Annotated in this window: 16 protein-coding genes and 2 tRNA genes; 9 read left to right on the top strand and 9 right to left on the bottom strand. The window is 53.7% G+C overall.

Annotated elements, in window-relative coordinates; translation table 11 throughout:
- Positions 1 to 2 precede the first annotated feature (2 nt).
- From mnmA to gatB, 5 genes are read left to right on the top strand one after another with little or no spacing between them, the layout of a single operon-like run.
- Complete coding sequence (gene mnmA, locus OO713_RS04270; RefSeq protein ID WP_264784863.1) at positions 3 to 1,109, top strand: tRNA 2-thiouridine(34) synthase MnmA; 1,107 nt, start codon at positions 3 to 5, stop codon at positions 1,107 to 1,109.
- Positions 1,102 to 3,180: an NAD-dependent DNA ligase LigA gene (gene ligA / locus OO713_RS04265; protein WP_264784861.1), complete on the top strand. Its 2,079-nt coding sequence runs from the start codon at positions 1,102 to 1,104 to the stop codon at positions 3,178 to 3,180. The genes mnmA and ligA overlap by 8 nt, the downstream gene beginning before the upstream one ends.
- A 46-nt stretch (positions 3,181 to 3,226) precedes the next feature.
- The gene (gatC, locus tag OO713_RS04260) at positions 3,227 to 3,523 is read left to right on the top strand and encodes an Asp-tRNA(Asn)/Glu-tRNA(Gln) amidotransferase subunit GatC (RefSeq protein ID WP_264784859.1); all 297 of its coding nucleotides are present in this window, start codon (positions 3,227 to 3,229) and stop codon (positions 3,521 to 3,523) included.
- Positions 3,524 to 3,525: 2 nt separating this feature from the next.
- A complete protein-coding gene (gene gatA / locus OO713_RS04255) occupies positions 3,526 to 5,028 on the top strand; it encodes an Asp-tRNA(Asn)/Glu-tRNA(Gln) amidotransferase subunit GatA (protein WP_264784858.1) in 1,503 nt (500 codons plus the stop codon).
- Positions 5,028 to 6,530, top strand: a complete 1,503-nt coding sequence (gene gatB / locus OO713_RS04250; RefSeq protein WP_264784857.1) for an Asp-tRNA(Asn)/Glu-tRNA(Gln) amidotransferase subunit GatB — start codon at positions 5,028 to 5,030, stop codon at positions 6,528 to 6,530. The genes gatA and gatB overlap by 1 nt, the downstream gene beginning before the upstream one ends.
- Before the next feature lie 46 nt (positions 6,531 to 6,576).
- Here the strand turns inward: gatB and OO713_RS04245 are convergent.
- From OO713_RS04245 to OO713_RS04230, 4 genes are all read right to left on the bottom strand, one after another.
- Positions 6,577 to 6,652, bottom strand: a tRNA-His gene (locus OO713_RS04245).
- 20 nt (positions 6,653 to 6,672) lie between these two features.
- Positions 6,673 to 7,275: an oligoribonuclease gene (gene orn, locus OO713_RS04240; RefSeq protein ID WP_264784856.1), complete on the bottom strand. Its 603-nt coding sequence runs from the start codon at positions 7,273 to 7,275 to the stop codon at positions 6,673 to 6,675.
- Positions 7,276 to 7,277: 2 nt separating this feature from the next.
- Positions 7,278 to 10,937, bottom strand: coding sequence for an efflux RND transporter permease subunit (locus OO713_RS04235; RefSeq protein WP_264784855.1), 3,660 nt, complete (start codon positions 10,935 to 10,937; stop codon positions 7,278 to 7,280).
- 88 nt (positions 10,938 to 11,025) lie between these two features.
- Positions 11,026 to 14,442: a bifunctional proline dehydrogenase/L-glutamate gamma-semialdehyde dehydrogenase gene (locus OO713_RS04230; protein WP_264784853.1), complete on the bottom strand. Its 3,417-nt coding sequence runs from the start codon at positions 14,440 to 14,442 to the stop codon at positions 11,026 to 11,028.
- A 68-nt stretch (positions 14,443 to 14,510) separates the two neighbouring features.
- Here OO713_RS04230 and OO713_RS04225 point away from each other — a divergent pair.
- Positions 14,511 to 14,583 (top strand) — tRNA-Arg (locus OO713_RS04225).
- 78 nt (positions 14,584 to 14,661) lie between these two features.
- Here the strand turns inward: OO713_RS04225 and OO713_RS04220 are convergent.
- Together OO713_RS04220 and OO713_RS04215 are read right to left on the bottom strand one after the other, a co-directional pair.
- Positions 14,662 to 14,802, bottom strand: coding sequence for a hypothetical protein (locus OO713_RS04220; protein ID WP_264784851.1), 141 nt, complete (start codon positions 14,800 to 14,802; stop codon positions 14,662 to 14,664).
- Between the two features lie 136 nt (positions 14,803 to 14,938).
- Entirely contained in the window at positions 14,939 to 15,181 is a 243-nt protein-coding gene (locus OO713_RS04215; protein ID WP_264784850.1) for a hypothetical protein, read from the bottom strand.
- Positions 15,182 to 15,260: 79 nt separating this feature from the next.
- Between OO713_RS04215 and OO713_RS04210 the strand changes: the two genes are divergently transcribed.
- The gene (locus OO713_RS04210; protein ID WP_264784849.1) at positions 15,261 to 15,722 is read left to right on the top strand and encodes a YqhA family protein; all 462 of its coding nucleotides are present in this window, start codon (positions 15,261 to 15,263) and stop codon (positions 15,720 to 15,722) included.
- Here OO713_RS04210 and OO713_RS04205 read toward each other — a convergent pair whose 3' ends face one another.
- Positions 15,723 to 17,141, bottom strand: coding sequence for a DEAD/DEAH box helicase (locus OO713_RS04205; RefSeq protein WP_264784848.1), 1,419 nt, complete (start codon positions 17,139 to 17,141; stop codon positions 15,723 to 15,725).
- A 312-nt stretch (positions 17,142 to 17,453) separates the two neighbouring features.
- Between OO713_RS04205 and OO713_RS07220 the strand changes: the two genes are divergently transcribed.
- Both OO713_RS07220 and OO713_RS04195 read left to right on the top strand, forming a co-directional pair.
- A complete protein-coding gene (locus tag OO713_RS07220) occupies positions 17,454 to 18,704 on the top strand; it encodes a hypothetical protein (RefSeq protein ID WP_272501297.1) in 1,251 nt (416 codons plus the stop codon).
- A 9-nt stretch (positions 18,705 to 18,713) separates the two neighbouring features.
- Positions 18,714 to 19,163 (top strand): hypothetical protein, encoded by a 450-nt coding sequence (locus tag OO713_RS04195; RefSeq protein ID WP_264784847.1) that lies wholly within the window; start codon positions 18,714 to 18,716, stop codon positions 19,161 to 19,163.
- Here OO713_RS04195 and OO713_RS04190 read toward each other — a convergent pair.
- Positions 19,160 to 19,951, bottom strand: a complete 792-nt coding sequence (locus OO713_RS04190; RefSeq protein ID WP_264784846.1) for an SDR family NAD(P)-dependent oxidoreductase — start codon at positions 19,949 to 19,951, stop codon at positions 19,160 to 19,162. The two genes, OO713_RS04195 and OO713_RS04190, sit on opposite strands and share 4 nt — an antisense overlap.
- A 94-nt stretch (positions 19,952 to 20,045) precedes the next feature.
- Positions 20,046 to 20,741 carry a purine-nucleoside phosphorylase gene (deoD, locus tag OO713_RS04185; protein WP_264784845.1) on the bottom strand — a complete coding sequence of 232 codons (696 nt, stop codon included), beginning with the start codon at positions 20,739 to 20,741 and terminating at the stop codon, positions 20,046 to 20,048.
- Positions 20,742 to 20,743: the final 2 nt, after the last annotated feature.

Here is a 20,743-nt window from a genome sequence, read left to right as displayed (position 1 = left end):
GGGTGAAAGTTTTAGCAGCCATGAGCGGTGGAGTTGACTCCGCGGTAGCGGCTGCTCGCGCGGTTGAAGCGGGCCACGAAGTAGTGGGAGTTCACCTAGCGCTGTCGCGCATGCCAGGTACCTTGAGAACAGGCTCTCGAGGCTGCTGCACCATCGAAGATTCGATGGACGCGCAACGTGCAGCAAACAAGCTAGGAATCCCGTTTTATGTCTGGGACTTCTCGGAGCGATTCAAGCTTGATGTTGTCGATGATTTTGTCGCCGAGTATCAAGCGGGTAGAACCCCAAACCCATGCATGCGTTGCAATGAGCGCATCAAGTTCGCAGCGCTCTTGGAAAAGGGTTTGGCACTTGGTTTTGATGCGGTCTGCACCGGTCACTACGCCTCGATAATCGAGGATCAGCTGGGAAACCTTGAACTTCACAGGTCGTTAGCGATGGCAAAGGACCAAAGCTATGTCCTTGGGGTGCTAACCCAAGAGCAGCTTCGTCATTCGATGTTTCCGCTAGGGGCCACTGCATCTAAAGAATTGATTCGCCAAGAGGCTGCAGAGCGTGGTCTGAGCGTTGCTAATAAGCCTGACAGCTATGACATCTGCTTCATCCCAGAGGGAGACACCAGAGAGTGGCTGAGGGAGTTTGTGCCCTCAGAGCCGGGCAAGATAATCGACACCGAGGGCAACGAAGTTGGTACCCACGATGGTCACGTTGGTTTCACCATTGGCCAGCGTAAGGGTCTGCGGCTTGGAAGGCCTGCAAAGGACGGTAAGCCCAGATACGTTTTGGAGATCAGACCCAAGACTAAAGAGGTGATTGTTGGTCCTGAGGAGGCACTGCAAATCACTCAACTGGCAGGATCACGCTACAGCTGGTGTGGATTGGCTCCTAAAGAAACGGCAGAGTTCTTTGACTGTGAGGTTCAAGTTCGTGCTCACGGCGATACTGTGCCCGCCAGGGCTGCAGTAGTAGATGGTGAGCTGGTCATCGAGCTGACTCAGCCGCTATATGGAGTGGCACCTGGCCAAACCGCAGTAATTTACCTCGGCACCAGAGTGCTTGGTCAAACCACGATCGACAGAACCGTCTCGGCGGTGGCAATCAATGTCTGAAAAGCGGATCGAAGAGCTTCGTCGCCAAATTCAGTACTACCGCGATGCCTACTACCAGGAGAATCAGTCGCTGATTTCGGATTATGACTACGACCTTTTGGAGCGCGAACTCAAGAGCCTGGAGTTAGCGCACGGCGTTGCCGAGGGCTCGCCAACGGTTTTGGTTGGTGGCAAAGCCAGCGAGGTATTTGCTCCCGTGAAGCACCTAACCCCGATGATGTCTTTAGATAACGCCTTCAGCGAGGAAGAGTTTCTAGCTTGGTCACAACGAGCCGGAGGCGGCCCTTTTCTTTGTGAACCAAAAATTGATGGCCTGGCACTTTCCATCACCTACGAAAACGGGGTCTTGGTCAAGGCTGCAACTAGAGGTGATGGTGAAACTGGTGAGGATGTCACACAGAATGTGCTCACGATACAAGGTGTTCCTCACAGACTCAGTGGCTCAAACCACCCAGCGGTAATTGAAATCAGGGGAGAGGTTTATTTCCCACTCAAAGCCTTCGAAAAGCTAAATGCCGATTTGGTTGCCGCCGGCAAACCACCGTTTGCTAACCCGAGAAACTCTGCTTCTGGCTCCCTTCGTCAAAAGGACCCTGCTGTTACCGCATCCAGACCGCTTCGCATGTTGGTGCACGGCTTCGGAAGCTTCGAGGGTCTCAATACCCAATCCGAGGTTTATCAGCTGCTGGAGAGTTGGGGTCTACCAACCACCAAACAGTTCGCAGTTGCCCAGGATGCAACTAGCGCTTACAAGTTCATCACTCAACTGAGTCAAAAGCGCCACGATCTTGAGCATGAAATCGACGGGGTGGTGGTGAAGGTAGATGAGCTCTCGAGGCAACGCGAACTCGGTGCTACTTCAAGGGCGCCTAGGTGGGCGATTGCTTATAAATACCCACCCGAGCAGGTCAACACCAAGCTTTTGGACATCAAGGTGTCAATTGGTAGAACCGGTAGGGCAACCCCGTTCGCAGTCCTGGCTCCTGTAAAGGTTGCTGGATCAGAGGTTGAGTTCGCAACCTTGCACAATCAAGACCAGGTCAGAGCTAAGGGCATTTTGATTGGCGACACCGTCGTACTGCGAAAAGCCGGAGACGTGATCCCAGAGATATTGGGTCCAGTAGTTGCGCTGCGCAACGGCTCAGAGCGGGAATTTGTAATGCCAACCCACTGTCCCGAGTGCTCATTTGAGCTTGCCCCTGCGCAAGAGGGGGATGTTGATCTGAGGTGCCCTAATGCCGAGAGTTGTCCTGCACAGCTCAGGGAGCGCATCGCATACATCGGTTCTCGAGCAGCGCTGGACATCGAAGCTCTCGGTTATGTGAGCGCGACTGCGCTCACTCAGCCTCTCGAGCCCTCGCAGCCACCGGTGCAGAGCGAGGCGGACCTTTTTGATCTGACTCTTGAAAAACTCTTACCGATTCGGGCTTATGTCTTGGACCCAGATACTGGACTGCCGAAGCACGACGCCGATGGTAATCCCAAGATTGTCGACTTCTTCCGCAAGAAGGACGGCTCTCCAGCCGAGGTCGCGCTCAAGCTCCTGGCAAATCTAGAAGAAGCCAAAACTCGCGAGCTTTGGAAGATTCTCACTTCGTTATCAATTCGCCATGTCGGACCCGTCGCGGCTAGAGCACTATGCAATGAATTTGGATCCATCGAAAAGATTCTTCAGGCCAGCGAAGATGAGCTATCTCAGGTTGACGGAGTGGGTCCAACCTTGGCTTCGTCAATCAAGGATTGGTATCAAGAGAGCTGGCACCAGCGCATCATTGAGCGCTGGAAAGCGTCTGGGGTGCAGCTAGAGATTCCAGACTTCGCGGGGCCAGTTTTGACCGACGGAATCTTTAGTGGAATGACCATTGTTGTCACTGGCAGCATGCAGTCAATGACTCGCGAGGATGCCGAAGCCAAGATCATTGCGCAGGGCGGCAAGGCCAGTTCTTCGGTATCGAAGAAGACCTCATTTGTGGTGGCTGGCCCCGGTGCTGGCTCGAAGCTTGCCAAGGCTGAGGAGCTCGGCATCGAGGTAATCGACGAAGCTACCTTTATCGCCCGACTAGCTAGCTAAAGAAACTAGACTTTAGACATTCGCCAACTTCGAATTGAGCTGATGCATGTCTGAAATTACCCCAGATACCGTTAGGCACCTTGCCTCACTGGCCAGAATCCTGGTAACCGACGAGGAGGTGGAGCGACTCGCCGGCGAGCTCGGAGTAATTGTCGACTCCGTCGCGATGGTAAACCAAGCCGTATCCGGAGATGTGGTAGCCACCTCGCACCCAATCCCAATGGCAAATGTCTTTCGTGAGGATGTTCTAAGACCTTCTCTCACCCAGGCTCAGGCTCTCTCCAGCGCTCCAGATAGCGCAGAGGGTCGCTTCCGAGTCGCAGCAATTTTGGATGAGGAGTAAACGTGTCTGAACTTGTCTACCGCTCAGCTTCTGAGCTGGCTGAACTGATTGCGAGCAAGCAGGTTTCTTCGGTTGAGGTGACCACGGCATTCTTTGATCGCTCCGAGAAGCTAAACCCGATTACCAACTCCTACCTGCACCTAAATCGCGAACTTGCGATTGCAGCTGCGAAGCGAGCTGATGAGCAGCTTGCAGCCGGTGAGTCAGTTTCGGTGCTGCACGGTGTTCCAATTGCCGTCAAGGACAACTTGACCACCACTGATGCGCCAACCACATCGGGATCCAAAATCCTTGAAGGCTGGGTGCCGCAGTATGACGCAACCGTGGTAACCAAGTTACGCTCCGCTGCAATGCCGATTTTGGGTAAGACCAACTTGGATGAGTTTGCGATGGGTTCCTCCACCGAGTACTCAGCTTTTGGTCCATCGAAGAACCCATGGGACCTTGATCGAATCCCAGGTGGTTCCGGTGGTGGCTCTTCATCCGCGGTTTCCGCTCACCTTGCTCCGGTTGCAATCGGTTCCGACACCGGTGGTTCAATTCGCTTCCCAGCGGCTGTGACCGGCTCGGTTGGAGCGAAGCCAACCTATGGTGCAGTTTCACGCTATGGCCTAATTGCACTTGCTTCTTCGCTAGACCAGATTGGTCCAGTCGCGAACAACGTTTTGGACACCGCACTGCTGCAAGATGTCATCTCAGGTCACGACCCGATGGACTCCACCTCACTTCCTAGCTCCCTTGGTTCAATGGCTCAGGCTGTGCGTCAGGCGGACCCAAAGGGTCTTCGCGTTGGTGTTGTGAAGCAGCTTTCATCCGATGGCTTCCAGCCTGGTGTCAAAGAACTCTTCGATGACACCATCGCTAAGTTGGTTGCCGAAGGTGTTGAGGTCGTCGAGGTTGATTGCCCAAGCTTTGAATATGCGGTCGCCGCCTACTACCTGATTCTGCCTGCAGAGGCATCATCAAACCTGGCAAAGTTTGACTCAGTTAGATTTGGCCTGCGGGTCACTCCAGATGGAAACCCAACCATCGAGCGCGTGATGGCCGCTACCCGCGAAGCTGGCTTCGGCCCTGAGGTAAAGCGCCGAATCATCCTTGGCACCTATGCACTGTCCTCGGGCTACTACGATGCCTACTACGGTTCAGCCCAGAAGGTAAGAACCCTGATCCAGCAGGATCTGAACAAGGCGTTTGAGCAGGTCGATGTTCTACTCACGCCTACCGCTCCTACCACCGCGTTCAAGATTGGCGAGAAGGTCAATGACCCGCTTGCGATGTACCTAAACGACATTGCAACAATTCCAGCGAACCTCGCTGGAATCCCCGGCATGTCCGTGCCTAACGGTCTCGCTCGTGAGGATGGCCTGCCATCTGGAGTCCAGATTCTTGCCCCTCAGATGCAGGACGCTCTGATGTACAGGGTGGGCGCAATCATCGAGAAGCTCTACCTCGCTCAGTGGGGCGAACCGCTTTTGAGCAAGGCACCAAAGTTGGAGGCAAACTAATGGCTAAAGACAATTTGCTCTCATACGAGGCTGCCTTGGAGCAGTTCGAGGTCGTCATTGGTCTTGAGGTTCACGTTGAGCTAAATACCAAGACCAAGATGTTTTGCGGTTGCGCAAACGTGTTCGGATCAGAACCAAATACAAATGTTTGTCCAATCTGCCTAGGTCTTCCTGGCTCACTACCAGCCGTCAACAAGAAGGCCGTTGAGTCATCGATGGCGATCGGTTTGGCTCTTGGTTGCAAGATTGCCCCTACGGGACGTTTTGCAAGAAAGAACTATTTCTACCCAGACCTTTCAAAGAACTTCCAGACCTCGCAGTATGACGAGCCAATCGCTTATGACGGCGAGATCACAATTGAGCTTGAAACCGGTGAGAGCTTCAAGGTTTTGATTGAGCGCGCTCACATGGAGGAGGACGCTGGAAAGCTGACACACGTCGGTGGCGCAACCGGTCGTATTCAGGGAGCGGAATATTCGCTAGTTGATTACAACCGCGCTGGTGTGCCACTGGTTGAGATCGTGACCAAGCCGATCTTTGGCGCGGGCGATAAGGCGCCAGAACTAGCGGCTGCCTATGTACACGCTATTCGCGACATCGTAAAAACCATGGATGTCTCCGACGCCAAGATGGAGCGCGGAAACGTGCGCTGCGATGCCAACGTTTCACTTCGCCCAAAGGGCCAGGAGAAGCTCGGCACCAGAACTGAGACTAAGAACGTGAACTCGCTGCGTTCAATTGAGAACGCGGTGCGCTACGAGATTCAGCGCCAGGCATACATCTTGTCTCAGGGTGGCACTATCACTCAGGAAACCAGACACTGGCACGAGGACCGCGGCTACACCTCGGCGGGCAGACCAAAGTCCGACGCTGACGACTATCGCTACTTCCCAGAGCCAGACCTGGTTCCAGTTCAGCCAGATGAGGCTTGGATTGAATCGATTCGCGCTTCGCTCCCGGAGAACCCAGCCCTAAGACGCAAGCGTCTGCAGGCCGCGTGGGGCTTCAGCGACCTGGAATTCAGGGATGTTGTGAATTCAGATCTGCTCGATCAGGTTGAGGCAACCGTTGCCGCTGGAGCAGCCCCTCAGGCTGCCCGCAAATGGTGGACCGGTGAACTAGCTCGACTGGCAAACTCGCAGGAGCTAGATATCGCCTCGCTTGCCATCACTCCGCTGCAGGTTGCCGAGATTCAGAAGCTAATTGACTCCGGAGAGCTCACCGATCGCATGGCTCGAGAGGTCGTCGCCGGAGTGCTAGCCGGCGAGGGGGAACCCGCTGTGGTGATTGAAAAGCGTGGGCTCAAGGTTGTTACCGACGAGGGCGCATTGATTGCCGCGATCGATGAGGCGCTAGCTAAGCAGCCGGACGTTCTCGAGAAGATTCGCGAGGGCAAGATCCAGGCCGCTGGAGCAGTCATTGGTGCTGTCATGCAAGCCATGAAGGGTCAAGCCGATGCAGCCCGAGTCAGAGAGCTAATTCTCGAGCGCGCGAACTCCTAACAAAACAAGAAAAAACCCCAAGTCCTAGGACTTGGGGTTTTTCATTTGGGGTGAGTAACGGGACTTGAACCCGCGGCCCCCTGGACCACAACCAGGTGCTCTACCAGCTGAGCTATACCCACCATCGCCTCTTGCGAAGCCGTTAGATTCTATCAGCGCTTAGTGATGCAGCCGCAACCTTTGCCGCTTCAGAATCTGGTCCTGGTGCCTCGACCAATACCGTCTTGCGGTAGTAGCGAAGTTCTTGAATTGACTCTCGGATGTCTGCCAAAGCTCGGTGGTTTCCGGTTTTCTTTGGAAGCTGGAAGTAAACCCTCGGATACCAACGCCTGGTGAGCTCTTTGATGGAACTCACATCGATGTTGCGATAGTGCAGGTATTTATCTAGTTCAGGCATGTATTTGTTCAAGAACATGCGGTCGGTCCCAATGCTGTTTCCCGCCAGGGGAGCGGTGCGCTCTTGGGTGACCCAGCGCTTGATGTATTGGAGCACCTGTTCTTGAGCATTCTGCAGTGATACCCCATCCGGAATCTCGGTGATGAGTCCAGAGTCGGTGTGCATCTTGGTGACAAATTCGCCCATGTTCTCAAGCGCGCTATCGCTTGGCTTGATCACAACCTGCAAGCCAAGATCCAGTTCGTTGAGCTCACCATCGGTAACTACCACCGCGATTTCGCATATCTCATCGACATCCAGGTCAAGCCCAGTCATCTCGCAATCAACCCAAACGATGTAGTCGGCCATCTTTAGTCGTCCGAGTGTCTTGAGAGTTTGGCAGCCTTTTTCTGAGCCTTGAGCTCCGCCTTCTCACGCTTCTTGGCCTCACGCAGCTCCTTCTTAGAAGGAGCCGTAGCGGACTTGGATTCGTTTTGGGAGGGCTGCACAAATTCCGGAAGTTCAGGCTCTTGAACGGCAGCGATCGGAGCAGTGTTGGTGTTCTGCTCGCTCCACTGCATAGTCGCCTCGGTGTCTAGTTCGATGTTTTGCTCATCGATTGACCAAGCCAAGGTAGGTGCAGAGGTCTCCGGCACTGGAGTGAACTCCTCGGCAACCAATTCCTTGGCAATCTCCGCTTCCCAGTCGACAACTTCGAGCCTGACAGGCTCCTCAGCTTCTGAAACGGTCTCAATAACCTCCTGACCAACAGGGGTAGAAGATTTCTCGTCCTGAGTTTCAGGAGCCTGGACCACAGGGGTCTCGGCTTTTGGCGCAGAGGCTGAGGCTGAGGGAGTTGGAACGATCGCTACAGGTTCGGTCTTAGGTGCAGACTTCTCAAGCTTCTTCGCTGCCTTCTTTTCAGCTCTCGCTTCTTTGCGGGCAACTCTCAAGGCCTTACGCTCTTTGCGACCCTCGACTAACCAGTAGAGGACTGGCACTAGCACCAAGGTCAGAAGCGTTGAGGAGAAAAGGCCACCGATAACCACGATGGCAAGTGGCTTTGAGATAAAACCGGATTCACCGGTTAGCCCAAGAGCCATTGGGAATAGAGCGAAGATGGTGGCTAGGGCGGTCATCAAAATTGGTCTGAGGCGCTGTCTTGCTCCGGTAAGCAAAGCATCTTCTACGCTCTTGCCACTCTTTCGATACTGGTTCACCAGGTCAATCAAAACAATGGCATTGGTAACCACGATTCCAATCAGCATCAACATACCGATCAGGGCCGGAACACCGAGTGCGGTGTCGGTAATCAGCAGTAGACCAAGTGCACCAGTCGCGGCAAACGGAATCGAAATCAGCAGAATTAGCGGCTGGATGAGTGAACCAAAGGTTGCAACCATCACGATGTAAACGATCGCGATAGCAGCCAGCATCGCAAGACCCAGCTGCGAGAATGACTCTGCCTGGTCTGCAGCGGCTCCACCAACGCTTGCCTCAGCACCGGCTGGAAGATCCACTTCAGCCAGCTTGGCATCGATAGCCTGGGAAATTGCACCTAGATCATCACCCTCAGGGGTGAGTGAGACGACAGCGGTGCGGTTACCGCGCTCTGAGGTGATTGAGGTCGGCTTTAGGACCTCAGTCACCGAGGCGATCGAGTCCAAACGAACAACGCCCTGGAAGGTTGGGATTGAGAGCGCCTTGATCTCGTCAATGGATTCAGGTGCACTTTGTCCCTCGATGTAAACATCAGCCTCCTGGCCATCGATGGTCAAAGTTCCAAGTGCGCTTGGGCGCAGCTGAGCGGCGACGATGCCAGAAACCTGGGTCTCCGTTAGCAGGTAGCGAGCCGCCTTAGAGCGGTTGACAATGACTTCGAGAACGCGCTCATCGGCCTCCAGGGTGGTGGTCACGGCACTCACGTTGTCAATCTCGGACATGGTGTCTGCAATTGAGTCAACGGCCTCTTGAAGATCCTCAGCATCGGTAGCCAAGACCTTGATGTCGATGGTTTCGCTCGAGCCGAATCCGCCTCCAGTCGAGACTGTGATCTGTGAATCGCTAGGGACTGAAAGCTTCAGCACCTCTGCCTTGATCAGTTCGGTGTCAGCTTCCTCATTTGCGATAACGGTGAAGCGAATGCCATCAGCTGCCGCGCCGAATGCCACACGGCCATCAACGGCTGAACCGACCGTGGTTTGCACTACGTCAACGCCCTCGATGGCCAGGATCTCAGCTTCAATGTCGACAGCGGCATCCTCTTGTTCTTCGAAGGTTGCACTGGCTGGCATCTCTAGTCTTGCGATGAACTGATTTGAGCCAGCTCCATCGATGAAGTTGGTCTTCAGAAGTGGCACTAGCGAGAAGGTGTATCCCAAGACCAGCAGAGCAGCGGTTAGCGTGATCCAGGGGTGACGAGTCGTGGTCTTGATTAGCGGAACATAGCCGCGCTGGAGCAAAGACTTCAGCTCGCGTTCTTCTTCAAGCTTGCGCTGCTTCTTCTCGAAATTCTTCGGATTGGCCTTCTGGGCCGCGATCAAACGCTTAGGCATTCTGAGGAACCAGTATGCAAGCACCGGGACGATGGTCAATGAGACCAATAGCGAGGCCAAAAGCGCGAATGCGACCGTGAAGGCAAATGGCCTGAATAGCTCTCCGACCAAACCATCAACCAGTGCAATCGGTAGGAAGACGGCAACCGAGGTGATGGTGGAGGCAGTGATTGCTCCAGCAACCTCGCGAACAGCGGAAAGCACTGCCTTTTTGCGCGGCTGGCCGTAACTGAGGTGACGATTGATGTTTTCGATGACAACAATCGAGTCATCCACCACACGACCGATTGCAATCGTCAGAGCCCCCAGGGTGAGGATGTTGAGCGAGAAGTCTGCAAGCTGCAAACCAATGAAGGTCAATAGCACCGAGGTTGGAATCGAGATCGCGGTCACGAGGGTTGACTTCACACTCAGCAGGAAGACCAAGATGATCAAAACTGCAAAGCCCAAGCCCAACAGACCCTCAGTGGTTAGGTCCTTGATCGACTTTTGAATAAACGGTGCTTGGTCGAAGGTGCTTACGATCTGAACGTTGCCGCCGAGCGCGTCTTCGAGCTCTGGAATCAGCTTCTCAACACCCTGAGAGACGGCAACGGTGTTGCCATCCTGTGTCTTGGTGATGGCGACTGCCAACGACTCCTTGCCGTTGGTTCGAGAGATTGAGGTGATTGGGGCGTCGTCGAGACGAACATTTGCAACATCACCGATGGTTACTAAACCTGCGGTTAGATTCTGACTAATTAGCGGCAGGCTTTCGAGCTTGACGATGGTGTCAACCGCACTTCCGACCTGGATCGCAATTGAACCCTGGTCATCACTTAGAGAACCGACTGGTAACACCAGACCATTGGCGTTCAGCGCGGTCGTGATATCACGTTGTGTGAGACCGAACTGAGCGAGTCTTGACTGATTTAGGTCCAGGTAAATGCGCTGCTCGACCGCTCCGGAGACTGCGACGTCACGGACACCGTCAACTTGGCTGAAGATGGTTGGGGCATTCTTGGCCAGCGCTTCGCCAATTCGCTCGTTGTCCCCGCCCAGATCTGCAACTGCCAGCACGATGATTGGGACTGAGTCGAAGCTGCCCGAGATAACCTGTGGCTCGACTTCAGCGGGCAAAGTTCCCTTGACCGAGTTGATTGCCGAGGTGAGGCGTTCATTGGCTTGTTCGGCGGTGGTGCCAAATGCAAACGAGACTCGAATCACTGAAAGACCAGTGGTGCTGGTGGCGGTGGTGGTCTCGAGGTCATCCAGCCCGGTAATTGCGCTTTCCAGAAGCTGAGAGACCTGCTCGTCTACCACCTCAGGTGATGCACCTGGGTAGCTGGTCACGACGGCCGCGGAGGGGACCTCAACGCTTGGAATCAGCTCTTGTTTGAGGCTACCTACCGATAGGTAGCCAAAGGCAACCGCAATCAAAGTGATTAGACCAACCACTGCGCGGTTTTTTAGAGAAAGCTTGGCGAGAAATGACAACAGAACCCCGAACGTTATTCAGATAAGTGGTTTAACCACCAACCGAAAAGAATACTCCCGTTGGGTGTGAAAAGTCTTGGTCCAGAAACTAGAGAGTGAGCTGTGCGACCATTCTCGACGGGTTTCCGAATCTGTGCGCAGTGATCGAGATAGCCTGCTCTTTGAAATAGGGGAGTAGTTCGATTCGACCAGACTCAACCGGGTTTTGGTCGTAGATAGTAATTCGGCAGTCCGAGAGCTTGCCTGAGAAGCTGACTGGACCAATAACCCTCCAGCGCTCGCCAGGATTGACGCTCTCAAGCCAGCTCGCTTCCGACTCAATCACCACCTGAATGCCACTCTTTTTCAGTATTTGATGCAGGCGCTTCGGAATTTCGAAGGCCGAGATTCGACCCGACCCCAAGGTAAGAAGCGTCATAACCGATCGCCACTGGTGCTTAGACATGGAGCCTTCGTTGATTCTGAGGCTGGTCCCTGCCGAAACGTAGCGGAACAGGTTTTTCTCGACTGATAAGCCTGAAGGGTCAAAAGTTCTCTTGAACACTTCGTTGAGATTGGCAAGATCAGACTGTGCTCCGCGTAGCACGGATGCCACCTCGTCATCGCTCAGTTCAGAGGCTGCGGCAAGAGCTAATGCCTGGAGCACCTTTTTGTTGGTGATTTCGAATTCAGTGCTCGCCTGTGCTGACTCGAAGTTTGATAGCGACAAAAGATAGTTTGGTCCACCAGCTTTGGCCGTTGGTCCGATTGCACTGTTCTTCCAGCCACCAAATGGCTGACGCTGAACGATTGCCCCGGTGATGCCTCGGTTTACGTATAGGTTTCCGGCTTGAACGGAATCGATCCAGTGGCCAACTTCTTTGGCATCAAGAGAGTGGATTCCAGCGGTTAGTCCGTAATCGACAGCATTTTGAAGCTCGATTGCCTCCTCGAGGTTTCTAGCGGTCATGATGCCCAAAACTGGCCCGAAATACTCAATCAGATGTGTTGGAGATTGCGGTGCGACGTTTTCCTTGATGCCAGGGCTCCAGAGACGACCGCTGTCATCCAGCTGGCGTGGCTGCAATAGCCAGCGCTCCTTGCCTGAAAGCTCGGTCAGTCCGCCAAGGAGCTTTGCCTCTGGAACTGAAATGACTGGGCCAATTTGCGCCGCTGGGTTCGTTGGGTGGTCGACCTTCATGGAGGACACTGCGTCCAGAAGCTGTCTGCGGAATCGCTTCGACTTGGCAACCGATCCAACCAAGATCACTAGGGAGGCAGCGGAACACTTTTGTCCGGCGTGGCCAAAAGCGGAATAGGCAACATCTTTGGCAGCCAAGTCGAGGTCCGCACTCGGGGTGACGATGATGGCGTTTTTACCGCTGGTCTCGGCGGTTAGGCGTAGGTCACTGCGGAAAGACCTAAATAACTGTGCGGTCTCAAAACCCCCAGTGAGAATGACCTGATCAACCATCGGGTGACCAATCAACTCTTTGCCCAGATCGGACTCTGAAATTTGAATGTGATTAAACACCGGAGCTTCAATGATTGAGCCGATGATTTCTGCCACCACAGCGCCGCATCGGGCTGCTTGACCCGCAGGCTTAAAAATCACGGCCGACCCGGCAGCAAGAGCAGCAAGTGCGCTACCAGCCGGGATTGCGATTGGGAAGTTCCATGGGGGAGTGACAACCGTCAGCGAGAACGGTTTTGGTTTTGCTCCATCAAGCTCAGCCAGCTCCTTGCATCGTTCGGCGTAATAGTGGGCGAAGTCAACTGCCTCAGAGATTTCGGCGTCGATTTGATCGAAGGTTTTGCCTGCCTCAGACATTGCGACTTCGATTAACTTTGCTCGGTTGCGCTCGAGAGCCACTCCGATTTCATGCAGCAGCTGAGCACGTTCTAGCGGATGCTTTGAACCAAAGGTTTCCCCAGCCAATTTGGCATTTTGAATCAGCTGCTCCAGCTCAAACCTGGAGCTGATCGTGTCATTCGCTACTTTCTCGGCCCCTAGTTGAGAGGCACCGACCTTGGCCATGATTTGATATGCCCAAACTCGGTTCTGTCTGATTGCAGGGTCCGTATCGGCAGCGTTTTCGAATCCCCTAGCGGGAGCAACCGCAAGATCTAGATTTCTATCCTGCAGTCGGTTGGGAATCGGGACATTTTCATCAACCAGGGTCAGGGACTCGATGAATCTCGACTTTTCGAGTTCAAATGCGCTTTGCTGAGATAGCTCAAATGCGTTCGAGAGGAAGTTCTCCTTCGCCGCTCCCTCTTCAAGTCTTCTAATCAGATAGGCGATTGCGACATCGAACTCTTGGGGGTGAACCACAGGGGTGTAGAGCACTAGGTTGCCAATGGTTTTCTGAACAACGCTAGCTTGGGCCTGAGCCATGCCGAGGAGCATCTCGACGTCCATGCCCGATTGAGCTCCGCGCTGTCCTGCCAAAAGCCAGGCAAATGCAATGTCAAAAAGGTTGTGGCCGGCGACTCCAATCTTTACGTTCTTTACCCGCTCAGCAGTTAGCGCGTAGTTCAGAACACGCTTGTAGTTGGCATCGGCATGGGCTTTTGACTCGACTGTCGCAAGTGGCCAACCGTGAATCTCGGCGTCCACTCGCTCCATGGGAAGGTTTGCGCCCTTAACAACACGAACCTTGATGGGGGCACCTCCGGCAAGAACGCGGAGGCTAGCCCACTGCTGAAGATCAATCATGGCCCTGAGGGCATCTGGCAGGTATGCCTGCAAAACAATGCCAGCCTCTAGGTTTTTGAACTGCGGCTGACCAAGCACCTTTTTGAATACCTCAATTGTGAGGTCAAGGTCGTGATACTCCTCCATGTCCAGGTTTATGAATTTATTTGCACCATCGCGCATGGCCAACTCATACAACGGAGTCAATCGCTTTACGACGTGCTCAACGTTTTGATCAAAAGCCCACTTAGAGTGCGGGGCAACGGCGGCCGAAACCTTTACGGAGATGTAGTCAACGTCCTTGCGGGATAGGAGTTCAGCAATCTTGATTAGTCGGCGCTTCGCCTCTTCCTCACCAAGCACAGCCTCACCAAGGAGATTGATATTGAGCTTTGCACCGGATTTTGCAATCCTGCGAAGCGAGGATCCGAGCTTGCCGGCACTGGCGTCGATTACCAGGTGGGAGACCAAGGTGCGCAGTGCTTTGCGGGCAATAGGGATGACGATGAAGGGGAATGGCTTGGCGAATATTGCTCCCAGGGCAATCAGGACACGTAGCCCCCAGGGCAAAAATGCCGGCACGATTGAACGAAGTGAAGCGAAGTTCTTTGCGGCAACCTTGATGTCTTCTGGTCTTATGACGCCGTCAACAAAGCCAACTGCAAAATCTAGACCGTTGGGGTCTTGCAGTAGACCAGCAAGGCGTTTGGCTGCCGGGCTTACCTTTTGTGATTCGGCTTCCTGAACCCACTCTTTGACCAGCTCAATCGCTGCATCCGCCAGTTCCTGGGAAGCAGGAATCGGGATTTGAGTAGTGTTCAGTGACATCGTTGCCCCTCGGTGAGTAAACCTTGCATAACTCTATGGCACCTACTGGGCTAAACTTTTCTACCGTTGCCCTCGTAGCTCAGTGGATAGAGCAAGAGCCTTCTAATCTCTTGGTCGCAGGTTCGATTCCTGCCGAGGGCGCGCTTCTTTTAATCCAGCGTCGTCAGATTCCTCAGCCGATCAGTCCGCTCGTTGAGCTAAAGAATCCGAAAATCGGCTCTATTCTTCGTCGCGATCCTCGCGCTCTTCTTTTTCAGCTTCTCGGACTCGTGCCTCAGCCATTTCTTCCTTGGCTAGACGAGCCTTCTCTTTGATGGCCTCACGAAGGTCTTCTTCGTTGACTCGGTTGTTCTTGACCATTTTCATCTCCTCGCTATTGGAAGACTGCACCTTCAATCTAGACCTTTTTCACTGAGCATAGAAGGCGGGTTTAGGTGACAGGTAGTTCAAAGTAAGAGATGTCCGCAGAACCAAGCAGCGATTGATTGCTTAACGTTTAGCAGCAGTTCTGAATTGGCAAGCTCCAGGCCGATTTTGCAAGCTCGTGTTTCGAGTTTTCAATCTCGGCAACTTTGATGGCGTCCGGGTAGTAGCCCTCGGGATAGGTCGGGCAAACGGCTGCATAACCGCTGTCTCTTTTGAGAATCCACCCTGCAAAATCTTTTTCGGTCATGTATTCACGGGCGGCCGCTTCGCTCTCAAATAGCTTTGCGCACTTCGTGTAGTTCCACTCACTCATGTCCTCATAATACATAGATACTCATCTATATGTTGTTATGAGACTTCTTTTCCGTCACTTCAAAACCTAGACTCGCAACATGAGAAAACTTTTGGGCCTCACCCGGTATGCAGTTATCGTGCCAGCCGTTGCTTCGATTATCGGAGCACTCGTCCTGATGGTCTTTGGCTCAGTCGAGATGTTTGTTGCAGTTTTTGAAGCCGCTACCGGTTCGTCCTATCTCAAAGACACCATCGTTGAGGTGTTGACAGCTGTTGATGCCATTTTGCTCGGAACGGTGCTGCTCGTGATCGGATACGGCCTTTACGAGCTTTTCATAGACACCGAACTAGAGGTTCCCACCTGGCTTCAGGTGAATGATCTAGACGACTTGAAGTCGAAGCTAATTGGTGTCGTGGTTGCAATCATCGCTGTGGTGTTCGTCGGAGTCTTTGTTGACTACAACCGCTCTGCGGATGTGGCAGCCTACGGCCTTGGAGCTGGCGCACTGGTTATCGGTTTGGCAGTGTTCGCCTATGCAACAAAGAAGCCGAATAAGTAGTTAGCCCCGTGAGCTCCTTGCAGTCTGCTGCGTAGGTCTTGAACCTCTCCTTGTGCGCTGGCTTGGATTGGCTGGCCTTGCGAAGTTATCTGATCGCTTTGAACCTGGTGAGTCAGATTTTCTTGATCCACTCTCTGGTTTTCCAGCGTTCTGACCCTGTTTCAAGGCTCTCTTTCGCTGGGCATTGCGACCCTGAGATTGGCCGCCACCTTGTGCCGGCTTCGCGACGGCCACCGGCTTTACGTATGGGGCAACCTCACCGATAAGGGACTTGACCTCTGGGGACTGACTAGTAACTTGAATCGGCTTCACGTCAATCTGCGCCTTTTTTAGAAGGTCCGCAAGGTCTTTGCGCTGGGTGGGTAGGCAAATCGTCACAACGTCACCTTCGGCCCCGGCGCGAGCCGTTCTACCAGAGCGGTGCAGGTAAGCCTTGTGCTCAGCTGGTGGGTCAACGTGAATTACCAGGTTGACATCGTCAACGTGAACGCCTCTGGCTGCCACATCGGTTGCTACCAAGACTCTGACTTCACCGCTTGAAAAAGCCGCGAGGTTTCTGTCTCGGGCATTCTGTGAGAGGTTGCCGTGAAGGTCGACTGCAGGAATGCCAGCCTTGGTTAGCGCCAAAGCGAGCTTCTTGGCGTGGTGCTTGGTGCGCATGAATAGGATTCGACGATCTGAACCCGAAGCCAGTGCGTTGATTAGTTGCGTCTTGGCCTCGGGCGAAGCCGCTTCAAAAACGTGGTGGGTCATCTGAGCAACGGGGGAGTTCTCCTCATCCACCGAGTGCATGATCTGGTTGGTCAAAAACTGATCCACAAGCTTGTTTACGCCGTTATCCAAAGTCGCGGAGAAGAGTAGTCGCTGACCATTTTTGGGTGTCGCCTTCAGGATTCTGGTGACGATGGGTAGGAAGCCAAGATCGGCCATGTGATCCGCTTCGTCCAAGACGGTGATCTCGATGCCGTCTAGTTTGAGCAACCCCTGCTGCATCAGATCCTCTAGGCGACCCGGGGTGGCGACGATGATTTCAACACCCTCGCGAATCGCCCTGGCTTGCGGGTTTTGTGAAACGCCGCCAAAGATGGTGGCGACTCGAAGGTTCATTGAATCAGCCAGCGGTCTCATGGTTGCCGCAATCTGAGTCACCAGCTCTCGGGTAGGAGCGAGCACCAAGCCCATTGGCTTTTTATCGGCCATCTTCCCCTTGTGAATTGCTGCAAGTCTTGCAACAACGGGGATGCTAAAGGCCAAAGTCTTGCCCGATCCGGTCTTGCCGCGGCCCAGGACATCGCGCCCTGACAGTGAGTCCGGGAGAGTGTCGATTTGAATGGGAAACGGGGAATCAATGCCCTGTTGGATGAGTGCATTGACCATGGCCTCAGGGGTGCCAAGATCAGAAAAAGAAGGTTGAGTCATTTGAGGTGATGCTTTCTTTCGGCCAAACAGCCGCATTATCGCCAAGTTTTGTTGGCATTCGGCGAAGACGTCAGTTGACGAATTCGTTCGCCGCAGGAATCAGACAATCCGAAAATAGGAACGCGTTCTACGACGCAGGAAACAAATAAATGTTTGCAAGTACTCGGAGCCTATCCTCTAGAGCCAGATAAAGCCAGCTATTTAGAGCCAGATAAAGCCAGCTATTTGGGGTATGCCCGACATCACTCCCTGCGCGGATTTCGGCTGGGTACTGAAATGGGGTCGGTGCTATCCTTCAACCAAGGGGTGAGCATGCAAAGGTTTTCAACTGTTTTGGCAGCTGCAGCAATCGCTCTCTGGCTTGGCTCGATTGGTGGCGGCGTTGTCGGATATCGAATCGGAGCAGAGCTTCCAGTAACTCCAGTACCTAGTCAGTCTCAGAGCACAGCTCCAGAGGAGACTCCAACCGCTGAGCCATCACAGACATCCACGGCTGAGCCCACTGAAAGCTCAACGCCTGAACCATCCGAGTCCCCCTCTTCAGAACCAACTGAGACACCATCTATCCAACCCCCAACTATCGTTGAAGGCCCCAAGGGCGACTCGGGGGCGCAGGGTGCCACTGGGGCAACCGGACCCAGAGGTCCGGTGGGTCCCGTCGGTCCGGTAGGACCACAGGGCGTTCAGGGAATTGCAGGACCCATGGGACCTGCAGGTCCTCAGGGCGAGATTGGTCCTCAGGGTGCAACCGGTGCCACCGGTGCCACCGGCGCAACCGGGGCGACTGGAGCTCAGGGTCCGCAGGGTCCTCAAGGACCGGCTGGTCCGATGGGCCCCGTGGGTCCGCAGGGGCCGAGCGGTGTTGCGCTGGCAACTAGCCCTGCAACCTACAATCCCACTACCCAAACCGTTGGTGTTGACCAGTCTGCATTTGAATACCTTTCGAGTCTTGGCTATTTGCAGTTTTCGACCTCTGCGACCGCGCCAGCGGAGATTGGTCGCTTGAGATGGAATGCTTCTGAGGGCACTTTGGACCTCAGTCTCGGTGGTGGCCAGGTTACACTTCAGATCGGCCAAGAGCAGGTGCTGCCCGTCAAAAACAACACCGCTGATACTTTGCTAAACGGTCGAGCTGTTCGCATCACCGGAGCCGAGGGTGGTCGTTCCACAATCGAGTATGCCGATGCAACGAATCCAGCCAAGACGACAGGTGTTATTGGGGTTTTGACTCAGGATATTGGCCCAGGTGAAGTTGGCTTTGTAACCAACCAAGGATTAGTTCATGGTTTGGACACCTCAGGACTAATCTCGGGCAGTCAACTCTTTGTCGATGGTCAAGGAGTTCTGACAACGACCAGACCGATTTCAGGCGCTGTAATGGAAATCGGATTTGTGGTTTTTAGTGATGTCGCCGCTGGGTCAATTTATGTGAATACCAGCTCAACTTTTACTCCCGGCGCGGGACTTCCTTGCACGGGAGGCCCGACTAACACCTTAGGCGTGTACAAGTGGGAAACTGCTGGCGTCGGCGATTACTACCTATCCTGTGACATAACACCCTAGGAAATGATGATGACCGACAACCCAAAACACTCCAGAGCAAACTTTAGAAGTAGCTTTGTGGCCTTCAGCATCTTCCTGGTGGCCCTCTATTGGCTGGTGGTAGCCACCTACCCAGAGTTCTTTATCTTCAATCCATTCGATGAGCCATCTGTGTTGAGACAGATAACGCTGCTGATCTCTATCGTTGGCTGGTTGGTTATCGCTATCGTCCCGGGGCTAGCCCTTTTTGCCTACGCTGCAGGTAACTCGAAGCTGATTCCACTATTGCCATTTGCAGCACTGCTCTGGCCGATTTCGGTCGTTCTAAACCAGATTGTGTTGTACGCCAGAGACTCAGTTTGGTACTTCGACTATCTAGTCAACTCACCAGTGTTTATTGCGACTGACATTCTTTTGCCAGCGCTACTAATTTTTGTTTGGCAGGATCTAAAAGATCGTGAGGGTAGGCACGAGGCCTAACCAAGCAGGTTTTTGAGGTTCTTGTGGATCAGTTTTGCTGCGGTGTCCTGAGACCATCTTGCAAGACGGCCCATGAACTTGGCGTCTCCACCAATGTAGATTCGCTTCTGGCCATGCTCAATGGCATCAACCATCATGCGCCCCGCCTCTACGGCCGATGTGACCTTCATCTTGGAGGTCTCGGCACTATCTGCACCAGCGATTGAAACACCTGAGTTTTGAGAAATGTTGGTGCCAATTGCACCTGGCCACACCAGGGTGAGTTTTACATTGGTTTCACTCAGTTCTGAGCGAATACCCTCAGTCAGCAGGTTCAGAGCTGCCTTGGATGCACCGTAGATGGTTTGACCCGGGACTGGGGCGTAGGAACCCATTGAGGAGACATTCAAAATGTGAGCCTCTGGGCGATTGAGAAGATTAGGCAAAAAAGCCTTGATGAGATTGAGGGGACCGAAGAAATTGATATTCATCACGCGGTCAGCGGCAGCAATGTCGAGGTCATTCACTCGAACAAATGGCTGAATAATGCCAGCTACATTCACCAGCCCATCAAGATCCTGGTGCTTACTTGCTAGCTCTGCGACCGCTTTTCTGTCTGTGATGTCTAGCTTCACGGTGAACAGCTGGGAGGACTTGGCCCCTGCCAATAGCGTGGTTTCTTTTAGAAAGCCATCATTGATGTCGACGCCGATGACACTTGCACCGCGCTTGAGAAGTTCTAGGGTGACCTCTCGACCCATGCCGTTTCCGGCACCGGTTACGAGGAACTTTTTACCCGCAATGAGCATGACCATCTCCTAATCACCCCCACACCACAAGACTAAGTCCGAAAAATCACCCGAAAGTGCACATTTACCAAAACTTTATAGTGTTACCCGAATGTTAGCTGAATGAATTCAGCGCGATCTCGACCATGTTTCTAAACCCAGTCTCGCGCTCCTCGGAGGAGGTGTGGCCAGAGCCGTCCATCATGTCTGAGACGGTAACGATGCTCAATGCCTTGCGTCTAAATCGAGCCGCCAGGGTATAAAGCTGATTGGTTTCCATTTCCAAAGCCAGGATGCCCAACTTGGTCCACTGCTCCAGTGAGTCGGTCTCGTCGTAGAACAGATCGCCGCTTGCTACGCCGCCAACGTGAAAGTCGATACCGAGAGATCTTGCCTTTGCAACGGCTCGCTCGAGTAATTCAAAGTTGGCGGGTGGAGCAAAGTCGAGTCCATTGGTGGCTCGACGGTTTATTTGAGAGTCCGTTGATGCAGTCATGGCAATCACCACATCGCGAAGTTTGGTGGGGGCGATACCGCCTGATGTCCCCACGCGAATTGCCTGCTGCACACCGTAATCGTGGAATAGCTCATAGGCATAGATGCCGATGCTCGGTGCGCCCATGCCAGTTCCCTGGACGGAAACTCTCTGGCCCTGGTAGTAGCCGGTGAAGCCAAACATGTTTCGCACACTGTTGTACTGCTTGACATCGGTAAGGAAGGATTCCGCTATCCATTTGGCCCTAAGGGGGTCGCCCGGTAGCAAAATCTTGTCGGCAATTTCTCCTGGGGCTGCTGCAATGTGAGTGCTCATAG

The sequence above is a fragment of the Aquiluna sp. KACHI24 genome (assembly GCF_025997915.1).
Classification (GTDB): domain Bacteria; phylum Actinomycetota; class Actinomycetes; order Actinomycetales; family Microbacteriaceae; genus Aquiluna.
The sequence above is the reverse complement of the archived record's forward strand: the minus strand, read 5'-3'. Positions and strand labels throughout refer to the sequence as shown.